The organism is Chitinophaga sp. CCNWYY40, assembly GCF_037483205.1.
Taxonomy (GTDB): domain Bacteria; phylum Bacteroidota; class Bacteroidia; order Chitinophagales; family Chitinophagaceae; genus Chitinophaga; species Chitinophaga ginsengisegetis.
In genome coordinates, this window is record NZ_JBBHLF010000011.1 from 22,376 (window position 1) to 37,839 (window position 15,464).

Annotated in this window: 17 protein-coding genes; 8 read left to right on the forward strand and 9 right to left on the reverse strand. The window is 34.1% G+C overall.

Annotated features, from left to right (window positions below; genetic code table 11):
• The first annotated feature begins 340 nt into the window (after positions 1-340).
• The 3 genes from V7S65_RS31410 to V7S65_RS31420 all read left to right on the forward strand — a co-directional run bounded on the left by V7S65_RS31410 (position 341) and on the right by V7S65_RS31420 (position 1,552).
• On the forward strand, positions 341-553 hold the full coding sequence (locus tag V7S65_RS31410) for a helix-turn-helix transcriptional regulator (RefSeq protein WP_336389507.1): 213 nt from the start codon (positions 341-343) through the stop codon (positions 551-553).
• 100 nt (positions 554-653) lie between these two features.
• Entirely contained in the window at positions 654-1,139 is a 486-nt protein-coding gene (locus V7S65_RS31415) for a hypothetical protein (protein ID WP_336389508.1), read from the forward strand.
• 140 nt (positions 1,140-1,279) lie between these two features.
• Complete coding sequence (locus tag V7S65_RS31420; RefSeq protein ID WP_336389509.1) at positions 1,280-1,552, forward strand: hypothetical protein; 273 nt, start codon at positions 1,280-1,282, stop codon at positions 1,550-1,552.
• Between the two features lie 164 nt (positions 1,553-1,716).
• Here V7S65_RS31420 and V7S65_RS31425 read toward each other — a convergent pair whose 3' ends face one another.
• Together V7S65_RS31425 and V7S65_RS31430 are read right to left on the reverse strand one after the other, a co-directional pair.
• A complete protein-coding gene (locus tag V7S65_RS31425) occupies positions 1,717-2,097 on the reverse strand; it encodes a hypothetical protein (RefSeq protein ID WP_336389510.1) in 381 nt (126 codons plus the stop codon).
• A gap of 17 nt (positions 2,098-2,114) precedes the next feature.
• Positions 2,115-2,747 (reverse strand): hypothetical protein, encoded by a 633-nt coding sequence (locus tag V7S65_RS31430; RefSeq protein ID WP_336389511.1) that lies wholly within the window; start codon positions 2,745-2,747, stop codon positions 2,115-2,117.
• Between the two features lie 330 nt (positions 2,748-3,077).
• Between V7S65_RS31430 and V7S65_RS31435 the strand changes: the two genes are divergently transcribed.
• From V7S65_RS31435 to V7S65_RS31450, 4 genes are all read left to right on the forward strand, one after another.
• A complete protein-coding gene (locus V7S65_RS31435; protein WP_336389512.1) occupies positions 3,078-3,848 on the forward strand; it encodes a hypothetical protein in 771 nt (256 codons plus the stop codon).
• A 120-nt stretch (positions 3,849-3,968) separates the two neighbouring features.
• Positions 3,969-4,217 (forward strand): hypothetical protein, encoded by a 249-nt coding sequence (locus V7S65_RS31440; RefSeq protein ID WP_336389513.1) that lies wholly within the window; start codon positions 3,969-3,971, stop codon positions 4,215-4,217.
• A gap of 355 nt (positions 4,218-4,572) precedes the next feature.
• A complete protein-coding gene (locus V7S65_RS31445) occupies positions 4,573-7,482 on the forward strand; it encodes an AAA family ATPase (RefSeq protein ID WP_336389514.1) in 2,910 nt (969 codons plus the stop codon).
• A gap of 161 nt (positions 7,483-7,643) precedes the next feature.
• Positions 7,644-8,447: a hypothetical protein gene (locus V7S65_RS31450; protein WP_336389515.1), complete on the forward strand. Its 804-nt coding sequence runs from the start codon at positions 7,644-7,646 to the stop codon at positions 8,445-8,447.
• 109 nt (positions 8,448-8,556) lie between these two features.
• On the opposite strand, the gene V7S65_RS31455 is transcribed toward V7S65_RS31450, so the two are convergent.
• The 6 genes from V7S65_RS31455 to V7S65_RS31480 form a co-directional block, all read right to left on the reverse strand.
• Positions 8,557-9,333: a plasmid mobilization protein gene (locus V7S65_RS31455; protein WP_407934872.1), complete on the reverse strand. Its 777-nt coding sequence runs from the start codon at positions 9,331-9,333 to the stop codon at positions 8,557-8,559.
• Between the two features lie 148 nt (positions 9,334-9,481).
• Complete coding sequence (locus V7S65_RS31460; protein ID WP_336389517.1) at positions 9,482-9,607, reverse strand: hypothetical protein; 126 nt, start codon at positions 9,605-9,607, stop codon at positions 9,482-9,484.
• 10 nt (positions 9,608-9,617) lie between these two features.
• The gene (locus tag V7S65_RS31465) at positions 9,618-9,956 is read right to left on the reverse strand and encodes a helix-turn-helix domain-containing protein (RefSeq protein ID WP_336389518.1); all 339 of its coding nucleotides are present in this window, start codon (positions 9,954-9,956) and stop codon (positions 9,618-9,620) included.
• Positions 9,957-10,355: 399 nt separating this feature from the next.
• Positions 10,356-11,045 (reverse strand): hypothetical protein, encoded by a 690-nt coding sequence (locus V7S65_RS31470; protein ID WP_336389519.1) that lies wholly within the window; start codon positions 11,043-11,045, stop codon positions 10,356-10,358.
• A 15-nt stretch (positions 11,046-11,060) separates the two neighbouring features.
• Positions 11,061-12,017, reverse strand: a complete 957-nt coding sequence (locus V7S65_RS31475; protein ID WP_336389520.1) for a hypothetical protein — start codon at positions 12,015-12,017, stop codon at positions 11,061-11,063.
• 687 nt (positions 12,018-12,704) lie between these two features.
• Entirely contained in the window at positions 12,705-13,418 is a 714-nt protein-coding gene (locus tag V7S65_RS31480; RefSeq protein WP_336389521.1) for a hypothetical protein, read from the reverse strand.
• A 140-nt stretch (positions 13,419-13,558) separates the two neighbouring features.
• Between V7S65_RS31480 and V7S65_RS31485 the strand changes: the two genes are divergently transcribed.
• Positions 13,559-14,485: an AbiTii domain-containing protein gene (locus tag V7S65_RS31485; RefSeq protein ID WP_336389522.1), complete on the forward strand. Its 927-nt coding sequence runs from the start codon at positions 13,559-13,561 to the stop codon at positions 14,483-14,485.
• Positions 14,486-14,523: 38 nt separating this feature from the next.
• On the opposite strand, the gene V7S65_RS31490 is transcribed toward V7S65_RS31485, so the two are convergent.
• Positions 14,524-15,330, reverse strand: a complete 807-nt coding sequence (locus V7S65_RS31490) for a hypothetical protein (RefSeq protein ID WP_336389523.1) — start codon at positions 15,328-15,330, stop codon at positions 14,524-14,526.
• Positions 15,331-15,464 lie beyond the last annotated feature (134 nt).

The following is a 15,464-nucleotide window of genomic DNA, read 5'->3' on the forward strand; positions in this document are numbered from 1 at the left end:
TGTAAGCAAATGGTGGTACTATACACCCGGGTCAACTGGTATTAATCAAGAAGACGCTGTAGCCACTCACCTTCCTTTCAGAGGTACCTATATACCCCGACAACCAGCGTTACAAATATGATTTTTCTTGTCTGCCTAAAAGAATCTAATAATATTCGTTTTAACACTAATAGTGTTATAAACGAGTCTTATAGTTACAAATATAACTTTAATATCTTAAATAAAAACCTTTTAGATTCTTTTTTATATCTTTTACATTTTAATAAAATTCTAAAAGAATTATTTTTCCCATAATACTATTTATCTTGAAATGATATATTTGCCCAATATAATTTCGAAGATGCCTACATATAACAGGATTAAAGCTGTACTTGCATTAAAGAGGGTTAAAAATGACCAGTTAGCAGAAGCCCTTGGGGTCACTCCAGGTGCTGTGTCTACCTGGTGCAGAAATTTTAAGCAGCCTTCAATTGAGAAGCTATATGAGATTGCGAGGTTTTTGAACGTGGAGGCTACGGCGTTGTTGAATTCGGTGAGTGAGGTGGAAGAGTAGGCCCTCCCCCAAAAAATCACTTCATAACTACACGTGTTTATGATACTAACGGCCCAAAGCTTATCATACCTCTCAACGTCTTCTTTAAAATTGGCATAGAATGAGACCCTATTTATCAATAAGAATCTGTTTGTTTTTTATTTTAATGCTTGGCGAATCTTTTACCGCTTTAGGTAGATCGAAAGACAAAAAAGATGTAATAAAAGATCCACACAAATATGTGTTAATGGATTTACAGTGTTACATCACTGAAAACTTCCCAAATGTTAATGAGTTCGGAGTTTTGAAGAAGAAATATTTACCGCAGCGGATTAAAAAAAATGGGATGGCTTGTTCAAAAGTAAGGTTTATTGATTTGGACAAAGAGAGAGGAACTGAAGCACAATTAAATTATGTTTTGGACATAACACCATTAAAACAGGTTGGAGAATTGTATGAAATCAATATACCCTGCTATAAACTACACGTAGTTGCTAATCAGGTAGAGTTAATGCAGACTAGTGTAATGACCTATACTTTTGAGAAGAGAGCAGGTTATTTCTTATTAAAAGAAGCTTCGAGGCCATTACCCAGGGATTTCAAATAACAATATATATTGACAGATGAGAAAAAGACACCATTACTTTTTTAGAAAAAATACCTAAAATGTTTCTTATACTTATTATAATCTTCTTTTGCATTGCCCTTATTCTTGGTCTATTCTCCGGAGTAATTATAAACCACACTATGGAAAATCGCATTAAAAAGATTTTAGCAAAGCACAACTACACATTGATTTCTATTAAAAATACTCATAAAACATTTCAGTATAAAAGGCATCAAAAATTAAACTGGAAAGATCTTACAGGACTGGAATACTCACCGGCAAAAATAATTGTATTCAAAGAAGTAAGTTTTAATGCCACCGACAATAAAGAAATCACATCCTTAGTTGCAATGGAGAGCTTTTTTCAAGTACATAATAGATTATTTTTTGAGATTAATTTAGATACGATATAAAAATCAGAAAACATCCAATCATACTAATAAAAATAACATCGGTACTGATTACTGAAAGCCCTCCCTCTCTCTCTGAGAGCTCTCAAAATAAATACGCAGTACTCAGTTAAATAAAGGATTTTTATAAAATATGATCGGAGAATCGGATGTAAAGTTGCACGTGATTAATGGGGGACTAAGCTACTTGTATCAAACCCCCAAGTAGTCAAATAATCAATACCATTTTGTTTATCAATATGATTACTGCCTGTCCATCCTCTCTTTACTCCTTCCAGAATTAATTCTCTGATATATTTAGGCTCATGAATGTTCACTCTTACTTTGCTTTGTGTCAAGCGATTAAATAAGTCAATTCCATTATTTAACGGATGACCTTTGATTGGATCAATGAAAGTCAAAAAATGTAAAACTAATGGCGTAGTTTTATTACCATTTAAAAATATCTTGACAACCATATCGCCGCCTCGATATTCATATTCATTAAAAGAGACATAATACCTATAGTCAATATTGTCCACCACTATTTTTCTCAACTTATTTTTCATCTACGAATATTTCGTTTCTATATCATCTCAGACTGTATCGTATCAAATATACTTCTAAATTCCTCGTATTTGTTATTTAGCCGCTCTTCTTCATTATTCAACTCTTTTACTAATTCATCTTCACTATTACATTGCTGAAATTTGCTTGATTTAGGATGCACGTAATTGAAAATGCTTTGAAAATAGGATTTAAAGTGGTCCGTATTTCCAGTAAGGATTGTATATTCTGTAACAAGTTGAAAATATTCGGCAATGTTATCATCAAGTCTTAATTCAGCCAGTCGCTGCTCTTGGCCTTTTTCATAATGCTTTTTAAAACTATCTTCCTTCTCCGTTGTCTCATTAGCCAAAATGCTTGCCCTTAAATAATATTGTTTATGTACTTTATACATAGAAATATCCTTCAAAATCTGGGAGATCAAATATGTCTTTGCCCATCCCTTTGATATGAGATTCTGCTTCTCTTTTTTTCTTTCTCTTCTTGATTTCCAGCACTCTATTGAGAACTGTGTCAACAGAGCTAACCCAGCACCAATCAAAAGCGGGATAATAGTATCCCAAATAGAAGGCCTATCAGCAGTATTCTCGATCAACTTTTTAACCAGCTGATCAAATGATCTGTTTACAATTTCAACCTTAGTAGAGTCCATTAGATACATTCATATCTAATAAATATACATAGAATATTAAAAGTTTAGATCCCCTCAAAATAAATATTATTGCAACCGCAGAAAAGCGCCAAATATAGTGACGAGAACACATTTATAAGTAGTATAAAGACGATTTAATTCATTGTATACAGTCATTTGGCAAGCTATCCAAGGATCTCACTGAATAATACGAAGTAATAACTTGTTATAACTCGGATTCAATGGTAGGTCAAAAATTGCAAAAAGATGCCAAACGCTGCATACTTTTTTAATAAAATACATACCCTAATATGTACTAAATTTAAACTATTTTTAATAAATAGCTTAAACATGAGCATAGATCCTCAAAAAGTCGTTTTAGACTACTTAAACAAAAATGGATTTCCTGTCGAAATGAAAATAGCAAAAGAATTGAAAAAGGTGGGTTTGGGTGTTACTCAATCTTATTTCTATCAAGATCCTTTGACAGGGCAAAGCCGCGAAATTGATATTTTAGGCTTATATCAAAAAACTATAAAAGATGCAATGTTCAATATTATTTTTATAATTGAGTGCAAATACGCAAAAACGCCCTGGATTTTATTTACATCCAACATAGGACTAGGAGATTCCCGCAAATGTTATTTAACAAACAAATTAGGCAGCCATTTTTTATCCGAAATAGCCAACCACGAAAAATTAGATGATTTATTTGAAGTTACGAAAAAATATGGTTTTGGTTTAACCGTAAGCATAGGAGAGACGGATGATCAAAAAAACAATGCTTATAAATCTATTCAAACATTATTAAACTTTCTAAAATCCGAGAACAAGAATGATACTCTTTCCTATCAAAAATCATATAACTTATTTGTTCCTATAATTGTGATCAAAGGAAAACTGTTTGAAGCTTTTCTTGATGATGATGATAATCTGGAATGTAACGAGATTTCTGAAGGTCAAATATTTTACAAGGATACAATTTCAAACTTTATCCCCAAGATCCATATAATAACTGATAGTCAGATTACTTCTTTCGCAAAAAAATTATCTAATGATTGCAACAAAATTTTTGAAAGCCTTGCAGCTAGTTTCGATGAGATAGTAATAAAAGAAAGATAGACTCAGTATATTTTAATCAAAACATTATATATAAAATATACTTATATTCAGCCAAAGCAACAAGTGCGCAATCAGATTGCGTACTTGTTGCTTTGGTTTGCTAGTCAAAATACTAGTATCATGAGCTTCAACTACAGCTCCGGATTTTTGCCCAATAAAGAATTGGAAAACATGATTGGCGAAAGGATTGAAAAAATCTTTGCAAAAATGGATTTTCAATCTCTCAAATATGAGCTTAATCAGGTTATTTACATACTTTCTGACTTAATGAATGATACAAAGCACACTCCATCGCCAGATTGGAGGAAACCTATGGAAAGCCTATTAATAAAACTTGCATACCATGCGTCAACAATGGGCCGAAATTAGAGGAGACCTTTCTAAAAAAATGGAACCTTTACAGATTCGCACAAGAGACATATCTATGCTTTCAAGATAAGATTACGACATATTGCCATAAAAGCGTCGAACATTGAAATCCGGATTTTTCGCTTATATTTCCCTATGTTTGCACGCAAGAGAATTATTTCACATTTAACACACAATATAAATCGATGTGAATCCCCTAACGATCCCATTGAAAAATAAAATTTCCGTTTACAATCGCGAGAAAATAGTGGTTCCGGTAGCATTGACTTTCAGTAGAATTGGAGATTTCTCTACATAGAGTCTTATCAAGTAGATGCTATGTACCTCAAAATAAAACATAACTCCCAATAGCCATATGAAGCAATCTCCTACAATCACTCCGTGGTATGAGGTATATCAAAAACTGGCGTTGCAATTGCAGCGCTTCTACAGAAAGCATCAAAGCTTATCTGGACAAGAGCTTTTTAAATTGCTCAATCGTTCTCGCATTTATAAAATCTATAATTCATGGTTGTCAAATGTTGACCGAATTCCAAAGCCATCTTTGGAACCTATACAATTATTTACAAGTTTCAGCAGAAGTCGCCAACAAGAGGTTATTCGCCTAGAAATAATCAATGAAGTATGGACATTATTAACTTCTCAAAATCCCCCCTGGAAAGACATCGATTTTAAAGGATGCCCAGCCCCAATGGCTTTAAAGCTGCAATATGTACGGCCAGAATCTCAGCAAACGGAGATATGGGAGTGCTTTAGTGATATAATGAGAAAAGGAAAAAATGGACTGACTTCCTCATTATGGGATGATGCAATATCTTGGCGTGGTATAGAAATACCCTCCTTCACTATTTTTCTATTCTGGATAAACAGCAATGACTTCATACCATTAGATAAAAATACAAAGCAATATTTAGAGTATACTGGATTCCTACCACTGCATACTCGTTTTACATTCGAGATGTATCGGACCTTATTAAGCAATAGGCAAATTACAGACTATATTAAACTGTCATCAGAGGCATTTTATTTTAATAGAGATCCTCTTTCTTTTAAAGAAAATCCTCATACATACGCCTTTGTCCAAAATAAGAAAATTACAAACTCTGCTTTTAAACTTATAGGCCTACGCACACTCGGTAGGAATAAAATACTTCACAAAATACTTCCCTTCTATCAATATTATCCACTAGATCACACAATAAGTCCAAAGCAAACCGACATAAAAAGCCAATCAATCCTACAAGAATTTCATCAAAATCCGGCTCATGCAGAAGCTTTATATAATCTGGAAAATATAAAGGTAAATATAACGGCCATAGTTGGCAAAAATGGTTCTGGTAAAAGCACTTTATTGGAATTAATATTGATGGGTATTTATAATTTATCAGTACAGCTGGATTATTTGGATAATAAAGAAAATAAATTACTCAAAAAATTAAATTTCGAAATCTATTGGCATACTGACACTTTATATAAAATAATCTTTGACACAGAAATACGTGTCTACCGCTTTAAACGAGGCAATCCCGAAAATCTAACCATAGTGTATGAGTTGGATGATAACCCTATCCCTGTAGAGGAAATAAGAAATGACTTTTTTTACACCATACTAGTTAATTATTCTCACTATGCACTAAACAGTAGTGAGCATCCAACTGATTGGATAACTCCTTTATCTCACAAAAATGACGGGTATACTATTCCTCTTGTCATCAATCCCAAAAGAACAGCGGGAAATATTGATATAAATATCGAAAAAACTTTACTTAATATGCGGCTCTTGCTAAATCTGTTAGATCTACACGATGCCGATACACCAGAACAAAGTTTTAGATATATAGACAATGGGAAATATTTGAAATATTTCTCAGTAATCTACAACAAAAGAAAAAATACTAAAAAAAAGAAAGACGCCGTACAACAAACCTATGCTGATCCTAAAATTATTAGGATTGTTATGAATCAGGTAGCCAATGTTTTTTCTTTACCGGAAAAATCATTCCATACTGAATCTTATAAAGAAGAGCTAGACTACTATATTGTCAATAAACTGTTGTCCATCATAAATCGATATGACAGCTATAGAATAGAATATAAAGAAGGGCTCGATAATCTAATAAAATATAATATTGCTTCTATGATTGAGGGTATGGATACAGAAGTGGAAATTGCATTAGAAAATAGGCTACAACAACTTTTAGAGCATATCAAAAATGATTCTAGTCATATTACTTTAAAATTCAAACAAGCAGTTTATTTTCTAAAATATCCCACATTACGGAAATTCTTAAGTGATGCCATAAAATCAAAGAAGCAAATCGAACTCGATGACTATCAACAGATCATAAACACAATAATTAATTCTGAGGAAAGAGACAATTTAATCGCTGCCGAGCTTTTACCTCCTGCTATTTTTAAACTGGATTTCTATTTAGACGACCCCGATAAAAGTAGTTTCAGTAAATCTAGTTCAGGCGAGTATCAACTCATTAGTGTATTAAGTAGTATTCTATATCATATTCGAAATATTGACTCTGTTGATAGAAAAAATAATTATAACTATGTAACAGTACTGCTCGATGAAATAGAGCTCTATTTTCATCCTAATATGCAACGTTCTTTCATCAGAAAGCTCCTAGAGTCATTATCTAAACTAGACAATAACCTAAATGGTATCCATATATTATTTGCAACACACTCTCCATTTATCTTATCGGACATACATCAACAAAAAATACTTAAACTAAAGAATGGCATAACTGAGCATACTGAAAACGGATACAATACGTTTGCATCCAATATACATGACTTACTGGCAGATGAATTTTTTCTTGAAGAAGGATATATGGGTGCATTCGCACAAAAACAAATAGAAATAGCTATTAACTTACTTAATTATATTAAGGTTGATAATGAGATTAAGGAACTTCTCCAAAGCACAAAAAAAATATCGCGTAATGAACCTACTTTTCTGCAACAGAAGCTGGAAAATGAACTAGCTTCTTATAAAGAAAATTTGAAAGAAATGGGTTACTGGAATAATAATAACACAGCAGAAAATCTAAACTTCAAAAGCGAACAGCAGTATTTACGTCAGCTCATTGAAATCATAGGCGAGCCCCTAATACAAGAAAAGCTCCGCAACATGTATGGTATGGCATTCCCGCATAATGTTGAAGGTGAGTCGACTAGTCGCATCAGTGCTAAGCAAAACATTTTACGCATAATGCGAGAAAATAACATCAACCTCAAAGACTTACAATAAGTATGTTATACATTGACGATCAATTACCCCATATACAGCTAGCAAAAAAAATGCACACAAGCTATATAACTTGTTACATTAATAGAAAAATATTGGGCAAAAGTCCGGCTACTATATGCGGTGATGCCAATTGCAAAATATGTAAGAGTAAAACGAGAAAGATGAATATCAGCAATTATTTACTTTCCATACTAAAACAAATTGATTTTAAAAAGATCCCAGGATCCAGCCCGCATGAATTATTAAAACTAAATAGTCAATTCTATACACTATATCGGAAAGCAAGAAAAAAAATTTCAGACAAAGATCAATATAGCATTGAAAATATATTCAACTATGAATGGTTTATAGATAACAATCTATACAATGCCTATGATTTATGTACCAATTTAAAAATTGAAACTTGTGTGTATTGTAATAGACTCTATACATCAACGGTTATTACTGAAAAAAAGGAAAGGGTTATCCGACCGACACTAGACCATTGGTTCCCTCAAGCACAATATCCACTTCTGGCCCTTTCTTTTTACAATTTAATACCATCTTGTTCGCCGTGTAATAGTTCTGTAAAACATATCGCTACATTTGATTTGAGTAAAAACATCCATCCTTATGTTGATAAAAAAATAACCAGCGGTTATCAGTTACAATCGATATACGACAAATCTTTAAATACTTTTAAGATCACCATTGACAGTACGAATGACAAAATTAAGTCTACTTTAAAAGCAATGCAAATAGCCGCAATTTATGAACATCATCAATCCGAACTAGCAGATTTAGATCTATTGAAAAGAAAGTACAACAAAAGATATCTAAATGATTTAGGAAAGCTGTTGGGTACCAAACTAACAGAAAAAGAAGTATACCGTATCATATTCGGCGTAGAATATGAGGATGAAAACTTTTATAAACGTCCTCTAAGCAAGCTAAAAAAGGATATACTCAATTTAAAGATAACGTAAACAACGCATTTTATCCTGTTCACAATACATGTAAACCTACTGATTCAAAAAAACATACTCTTAAATTAACATATTTTCACAATTACAACAGTATCATATAATTGAAGTTTTAGTGCCGTTTATCCATTGTAGCCGAGTCAAAAGCGATAAGGTTAAACATCACCCTCATCCTACTCCTCAATCTATTCCCATAACCATCTTCTAATTCCTGGCTATTCAAATTCGTCGTCACATGAGTCACCATCTTATGCGATATCAACAAGTCATACCGTGAAAGCAGTATCTCCCCCATCACATTGCAATTATTCCCCCAGAAACTCATATTCTGCTCCACTCCCAGATCATCAAAGCAATGTACTCTCGGAATACTGGAATAAGGGAAAAACGCATTCCTGCTATACCGGGCAATAGCATCATAGCCAATTTTGCCAAATTCAAAGCTCACATCCCTACAGGAAACGATCTGCGGCCGATACGATTCCGGTGCCAATACTCTCAGCAGGGTCATGAGCGAGGTTTTTCCGCACCCGATTGGTCCCATGAGTAGTATGCCCTTGTGCAAGTCTATTCCTTCCGCCGCAGCTATTGACTCATCCTGCAGGAAGTAAGCCAGCAGTTTCACCACTACCGGCCGGTCTATATCATCAATTCTGAATTGAAGTCCGTATACCTTCCGTCTTTCGTCTTCATTTTGCCGTGCCTTAACTTGGCCCAACAGGGCCATTTTTCGCAGATACATAATGAAGGTTAAGCCCGCGTTAGCGGCTCTTTCCTTCACTGAAGCATATTCAGCCTCAGTGAATCTGAGGCTGAATTGCTTCTCTTTTCGAACGGCTTTAGCCGGTCGACCGCCTTTGCTCTTAGGTCTTTGCTCTGATCTCTCCATCTGATCTCCAATTTAATCTCCGCTGCATTTCCCCCTTTGCGACCACCGGGAGCGAAGGGGCGAGCGGTTTTTGCGAAGCAAAAACACCGCTCGCTAACGGAGCGAAGATCCGTTCGACCTCCGCAACCGGATGGCGAAGCCGCCCGGTTTATCTCCGCATACAAGTAGCGAAGCTGCCTGTATCATCTCCCCGAACTGGTGGCAACGCCACCAGTTCAATCTTCGCAGGACAGATAGCAACGCTGTCTGTCTGGTCTTCGCAAATGGGCAGCAAAGCTGAACGTTTAACCTTTGCTGTCTTGTTCGGGTTGTAATAGTTGCTGAATGTCATTCCAGAGAAAGAAGACACGGGATTCGATTTTGTAGCGCTTTAGCTTCCCATGCCTGATCCATTGGTAAATGGTGGGTTTGGTAACCTGGAATAGTTTGCAGACTTCTGCAAGCTTAAAAAGGGGCTTGTAGGTCATTCCGGGAGTTTCATAAAGAGGTTGAGTGGGTTTGCTCTTTTCGGTGTTTGTAACTTCTTCACGGATAATAAGTCTTATCCGTTGCCAATACTGGTCGGGATCAAAGGCAAACAACATGGGGGTTACAGCTTTTTCAATTTGCACATTTTCTTTCATACACTTACTGTTTAGGCGACAAACATACACCCACAGGCAAGCTAAAAAAAACTACGTATACTTGGGATAGAGAATACAAAGAAAAAATCCCAATGCCCTTTATAATTTCCTTTCCAACCGATCCAATATCTTAAACCGCGGATGATTCAGATTTGCAAAATAGGACCGCTCATCTGTAATTCATTTACTAATTTCTGTCAATCCCTTTGGTCTAAGTGTGGTAAGCTGACAACGCGACAGAGGTTTTCTCCAATACCGTCGAACTTCTCTAATGTATTTAGGACAATATCCTTCTAAGAATTAATGATTTAGGCAACATATTTGCTCTCAAATTGTATAAGGTTTCGTAACCTGGCACGAGTATAATATTTTTACTGTAGGTCTTACAATATTTGAAATTTACACGGCCTCTCCTTTTTTTAAAACCAATACCGCTTCTACTAAATCAAGTATTTCGTCAATTGCAATTTTTCTAATTGGTAAATTGCTATTCAGAAATGCCGAAGTCAAAAATTCAGATGGTTTAACTCTTCTAATATTCTTTATGAGCTCTTCCATGTCTAAATCAGGAAATATTTTCACAAATTCATTCCTATAATGAGCAATATACTTATCAGAGTCCGCTAATGTTGCTATTGTCCAATCGGAGTAGCTAATGTATTCATCCGCTTCAATAAATCCCAATACTACATTTATGCAAAATCCAACGCAAGTCATCACTTCAGGGATTTTCTTCTCAGAAAAGAACTGCCCATGTTGATCATAAATAGATCCTCCATAAACATATCCATACTCTGGATTAGCCTTCTGCACTACCTTTCTGCAATATGATAAGAAAGACGCAACAAAAATAGGTGGTATCACCTGCAAAGGCTTATGAAAATACCATTTATTGGGAATTCCTGATATTTTTACATCAACAGAATTATAATGAAGCAAAAAACAATCCTTATTATAGTAAATTACTATTCCTGCATGTTCTGCTTCTCCTTCTTTCGTGATCTTGACTGCTGCTGCAACAAAATCGCCTTCCGAATTGAAGTTTTCAGATTGCACTATTTCTTCATCAATTTTAACAATAGTAAACACTCTCTAAAATTTAATTTATTGTAATTGAACGCCGATAATCTTCTCTAACATTTCCTTAAACTCAATTCTTGTTTGCGCTAATTCAGGATGATCTTTTAGTCCTTTTGTTATTACAAGTATAGTTTTCAGAATATTGACATTCGTGCTTTCGTTATAGAATAAGCGCAAGAATTTTCTAAGCTTTCCAAACTCTTTATTATCAATTAGTGAATACATTTTTTCATGAATAAGAGAAAGCTTGTCCAAATCTTCAAGCTGCTCAAACGCTTCATAGAATTCTTTAAATTCAGCAAATACATTGTCTGTGTACAGGTCACAAAAAACGCCCTGCTGGGCTGATTGATGGTCGTTTTCAAAAGAAAAGGATTTAATGTTAAACCAAGCGGAAAATTTTATGTTGGAGTATAAAAACATCATAATTTTCTTCGCATGATCTTCTGTACAAGAAATTATCATTTCATTTGAAGAATCGGCCTGCACATGAAAATTGGGCCTTTTACCGCCTATCTCAATCAGCTTCGCTTCATAAAATCTTAATTCATGAACAACTTTAGTTTTGACAGTTTTGCTCCTAAATACTCTTTTGGTCTTAATAAAATCTGTTACATTTGTTGTCTTAGAGTTTTCCACAAAATTCACTTCATACTGAAGACCATTTTTATTTATTAGTTTCTGTAATTCCCTCCAAGGCTTAATGACATCTTCGTTATCTGCCTCATTTTCAACAACCTTATTAAATTCTTCTTTTATCTGAAAAATTTGTTCTTCGCTTCCATTAGCTGAGACAACTACAGATCCCTTTACAATCTGAAGTCTCATACTATTATGACCTTCGGTTTGTTCAATTATCTTAGTTAATGATTCAATAAGAATCAAAAATGCTTTAGAGGCACCTAAGGACATATTCTCCAATTCGATATTGGTATCCTCCGTATCCTTCAATATTTTGAATTCTACTTTATTCAGAGACATTTTAGAGTTGTATTATTTTTTTTCAAATTCATTTTGCGCCATATTAATTTTTTACAAACTAACAAATACCACAAATAAAGTCTTAAGACTTTATTTATTAATATATTGTTACATATAACCTCCTGAGGAATTTAGCAAAACCCAACGTAATTAATAAATTGATCCGATTTCACTTAGGCGAACGAAAGTATATATAAAATACTTTAAAAATAAATGAATTAGGGTTTCAATAAAGGGGTAATTTTTTCTTATCCCTACAATATAAATATTTTTTAATCAACATAAAAAATATCTATTCATTATTTCAACTTAATAAATTATATGGCTTGATAATTTTATCAGCCTAAATGAAATTGGTCTAACAAAAATAATTGCGCACTACGCTATGAAATTGCGTAATGAACTAAGTGAAAATAGTCCAGCATCGTATTATCAATAGATTCCAACAATGCTTTGGAAAAATTGCAGACCTCTCCAATCTTAAGCAGCGCATTGTAGGCTAATCTGGGAATTTAATAAATCAGTTACCAAAAGTGGTCGGAATCAAAGGGAAACAACATTGTGGTTATAGCTTTTTGTACATTTCCTTTCACCTATTTACTGTTTTGAGTGACAAACATACGCCTACGGGCAACCTTAAAAAACTCAGTATACTTACGGCTAGGTATTATGACAAAAAAAAGGCCTTCAAGCCCCTTCCAATTTCATTTCCAATTCATCCAGCAGCTTAATAGCTGGTGAATGGCCAAGTTTATCAAAGTACACCCTTGCAACGGCAATACCCTTTACTATTTCTGCCCGCTCTTTCGGCGTTAGAGTTTTAGGATGAATAATCCTTCGAAGATTTTCTTTAATGCTATCAGTATCCACACCAGTTAATCTGTTTATCATCTGAGCTGAAAAAGCATCGCTAGCAATCCTTTCGGCTCCCGCTGTTTTGAAAAGCGCATAAAGAATAGTGGTTAAGGCCGGAATTTTAGATTGGGTTTTAGCACTCTTGGTTTGTGGCACTTCAACCTGTACATTTTTGTAGTTTGCTATCAGGGTTTCCAACTGCGGAAGAAAGGCTGATGAAAAAAAAGGCAAATAGATAAAAAAGTAGACTATCCCAAAACTTATGGCCCCCACTATGCATAGTACAGATAAGTAAAGTAAATTAAAGTAAGGGCTAAAAGGCAAAATAATAAGTAGGGCAATGCCGAACAATGATAGAAAGTGATAAAGCACATGCCTATACCAGTAATGAGCAATTAGCGTTCTTCGTGTACCATCAATATTCCAACTCGGAATAGTTCCTATTTGTTCTTTGTGAATTGCACGTAATTGTAGCTGACTATAGCCTACACTGAGAGGGAGATCAAAAGTAGCAAAGGATGCCAAACGCCGCAAGTTCTTTTTCATAACACAAATCCTTTTCTTTAAATTACAACAATATTCCTATATTATAAAATATAATATTTCACTATATGATATATAAATGCACTCATTATAGGTAATTACAATAATCAATCGCACCCCATAAAATAACGAAACTTCAATCAATGGAATCCAAGTCTAAGCACGTTATAGATTTAGCAAAAGAAATTATTGATAATATTGAACTGTCAGAAATCGATGCTCAATCTATCCTATTAAAAACAACCAGACTAGCCAGGTATGCGGATGCAGTAGAAATTAGGGAATGGTTGAAAATGGAAATGCAAGGATTTCCATCCAATAATCCAACGGCAGAGAAGTATATGACCAAAACTGGCAGATGGATAAATTACGATGAAAAAAAAGGATCCTGGATTCCATTAGCTCAAATAGACGCATCTATTAAATCACAAGCTGAAAAAATAAAACAACTACGAATACCAGATGCAAATTATGCAGCCGCAAATGTAGCTATTAACAATATTATGAACGCCCTTCATGCCGTATCAACAGAAATATCGCGATTGAGTGGCATCCGAAGTAGAGTTATTTCTCTACTCCATGATTTCGCCACCACGGTATACTATGAGCGGATATTTGACAACCTTGCGGAAAGCATTTTTGAAGAATATAAAAAGGAAATAGATTTGCTGATAGCGAAAAACTCAGGTGATATATTGGATCAAATTCCATCGGTGATAGCACGACTTTCTGATTCAGATAAAGAATCAATCAGCCAAGCTTTAACTACATGCCGAAGAATAATTGACTCATTTGCAAATCACATATATCCGCCTTCAGATATTCCAATTATGCTCGGAGGAAATGAAATATCTTTAAAAGCAGATAAGGTTCTAAATAGGATTAACGCTTATGTTTCACAAAGATGCGAAAGTGAATCCAGAAGAAATAAAATTCGACAAAACCTTAAAAACTTATATGAGAGAAGTTCTGCAGGCGTACATTCTGATGTTGATGCTCAAGAAGCAAGGAATTTATTTTTTAATGTCTATTTATTACTAGGAGAAATTTTAAAATTGGATGCAAAATAATTGCATATCATGCTTTTGTCTATAATTCTATTCATATCTCAACTTGGCTTTGAGGGCGGGGAACTAGGTATTTTATCGATAACAGATTTAAATAAATCAATAAATGTATCGGGGGATTTAACACTTTCAAGTTGAATTGTCGTTTCCCCACTGCTTAACTTGTCTAGATTTTCATAGATTTTAAATTTATCAATTATCTCGGCACTTGGAGCAATCTTATAATGATCCAATAACTTATTCAGAAGTAAATGCCCTTCAATTTGCCTTTTTATGGAATCATAATATCTAGACTCATCATTTGTCAATCTAAATTGCTTAAGTAAAAAAAAAGCAATTAATTCAATAAAAATCAAAGAGCTAGTCCTAGTTGCATAAACGAAAAAACCTTTTTCGATATAATTCAATTCACCTGGAGCTTTTAGATTCTGAAAAAAACTGCTTATAAATATATAAACACCCAATACAGCAATCACTAGTCCGGCTCCTAGATACAATTTAGCTGTATTTCTTACTGTCGCTGCTAATTTCCGGTAATCGTAGGATAATTTATTAAGATAGTAATTTGGATTATCATGTTCATACCTTTTTTCATCTGCCTCTTTTTGTTCTTGTCTGGGTTTTGACACATCGTTACGAAGAAATCGAATTGGCATGTTTTGATAGATAAGGCCAAAAACCAGTACACCTAATAAAACAATAAACAGCAGTAGAGAAGTATCATCCAGACTATTAAAATCATTCTTGTTAAAATTCAAGTACAAGTTCCGTAGCATGAACCAGTATAGTATTACTTCAATAGCACTAAAGCTTAAATCGAAGTATAATTGCCTTGTCATTTTATCCATAGGTGCATAATTTGGGGATTAGGAAATCGCTCCTAAATTAAGATTTTACAGGGATATTATAACTCTCACTATAAATATATGCTTTGAGAATACATTAAAAACTAAAAAGATGCTATCTTGTATAAGACAAGTCA

Bases quoted from the DNA above. Each gene is read 5' to 3' on its own strand.
- V7S65_RS31410 (WP_336389507.1), top strand. From the start codon at position 341: ATGCCTACATATAACAGGATTAAAGCTGTACTTGCATTAAAGAGGGTT.
- V7S65_RS31415 (WP_336389508.1), top strand. From the start codon at position 654: ATGAGACCCTATTTATCAATAAGAATCTGTTTGTTTTTTATTTTAATG.
- V7S65_RS31420 (WP_336389509.1), top strand. From the start codon at position 1,280: ATGGAAAATCGCATTAAAAAGATTTTAGCAAAGCACAACTACACATTG.
- V7S65_RS31425 (WP_336389510.1), bottom strand. From the start codon at position 2,097: ATGAAAAATAAGTTGAGAAAAATAGTGGTGGACAATATTGACTATAGG.
- V7S65_RS31430 (WP_336389511.1), bottom strand. From the start codon at position 2,747: ATGGACTCTACTAAGGTTGAAATTGTAAACAGATCATTTGATCAGCTG.
- V7S65_RS31435 (WP_336389512.1), top strand. From the start codon at position 3,078: ATGAGCATAGATCCTCAAAAAGTCGTTTTAGACTACTTAAACAAAAAT.
- V7S65_RS31440 (WP_336389513.1), top strand. From the start codon at position 3,969: ATGAGCTTCAACTACAGCTCCGGATTTTTGCCCAATAAAGAATTGGAA.
- V7S65_RS31445 (WP_336389514.1), top strand. From the start codon at position 4,573: ATGAAGCAATCTCCTACAATCACTCCGTGGTATGAGGTATATCAAAAA.
- V7S65_RS31450 (WP_336389515.1), top strand. From the start codon at position 7,644: ATGAATATCAGCAATTATTTACTTTCCATACTAAAACAAATTGATTTT.
- V7S65_RS31455 (WP_407934872.1), bottom strand. From the start codon at position 9,333: ATGGAGAGATCAGAGCAAAGACCTAAGAGCAAAGGCGGTCGACCGGCT.
- V7S65_RS31465 (WP_336389518.1), bottom strand. From the start codon at position 9,956: ATGAAAGAAAATGTGCAAATTGAAAAAGCTGTAACCCCCATGTTGTTT.
- V7S65_RS31475 (WP_336389520.1), bottom strand. From the start codon at position 12,017: ATGTCTCTGAATAAAGTAGAATTCAAAATATTGAAGGATACGGAGGAT.
- V7S65_RS31480 (WP_336389521.1), bottom strand. From the start codon at position 13,418: ATGAAAAAGAACTTGCGGCGTTTGGCATCCTTTGCTACTTTTGATCTC.
- V7S65_RS31485 (WP_336389522.1), top strand. From the start codon at position 13,559: ATGGAATCCAAGTCTAAGCACGTTATAGATTTAGCAAAAGAAATTATT.
- V7S65_RS31490 (WP_336389523.1), bottom strand. From the start codon at position 15,330: ATGGATAAAATGACAAGGCAATTATACTTCGATTTAAGCTTTAGTGCT.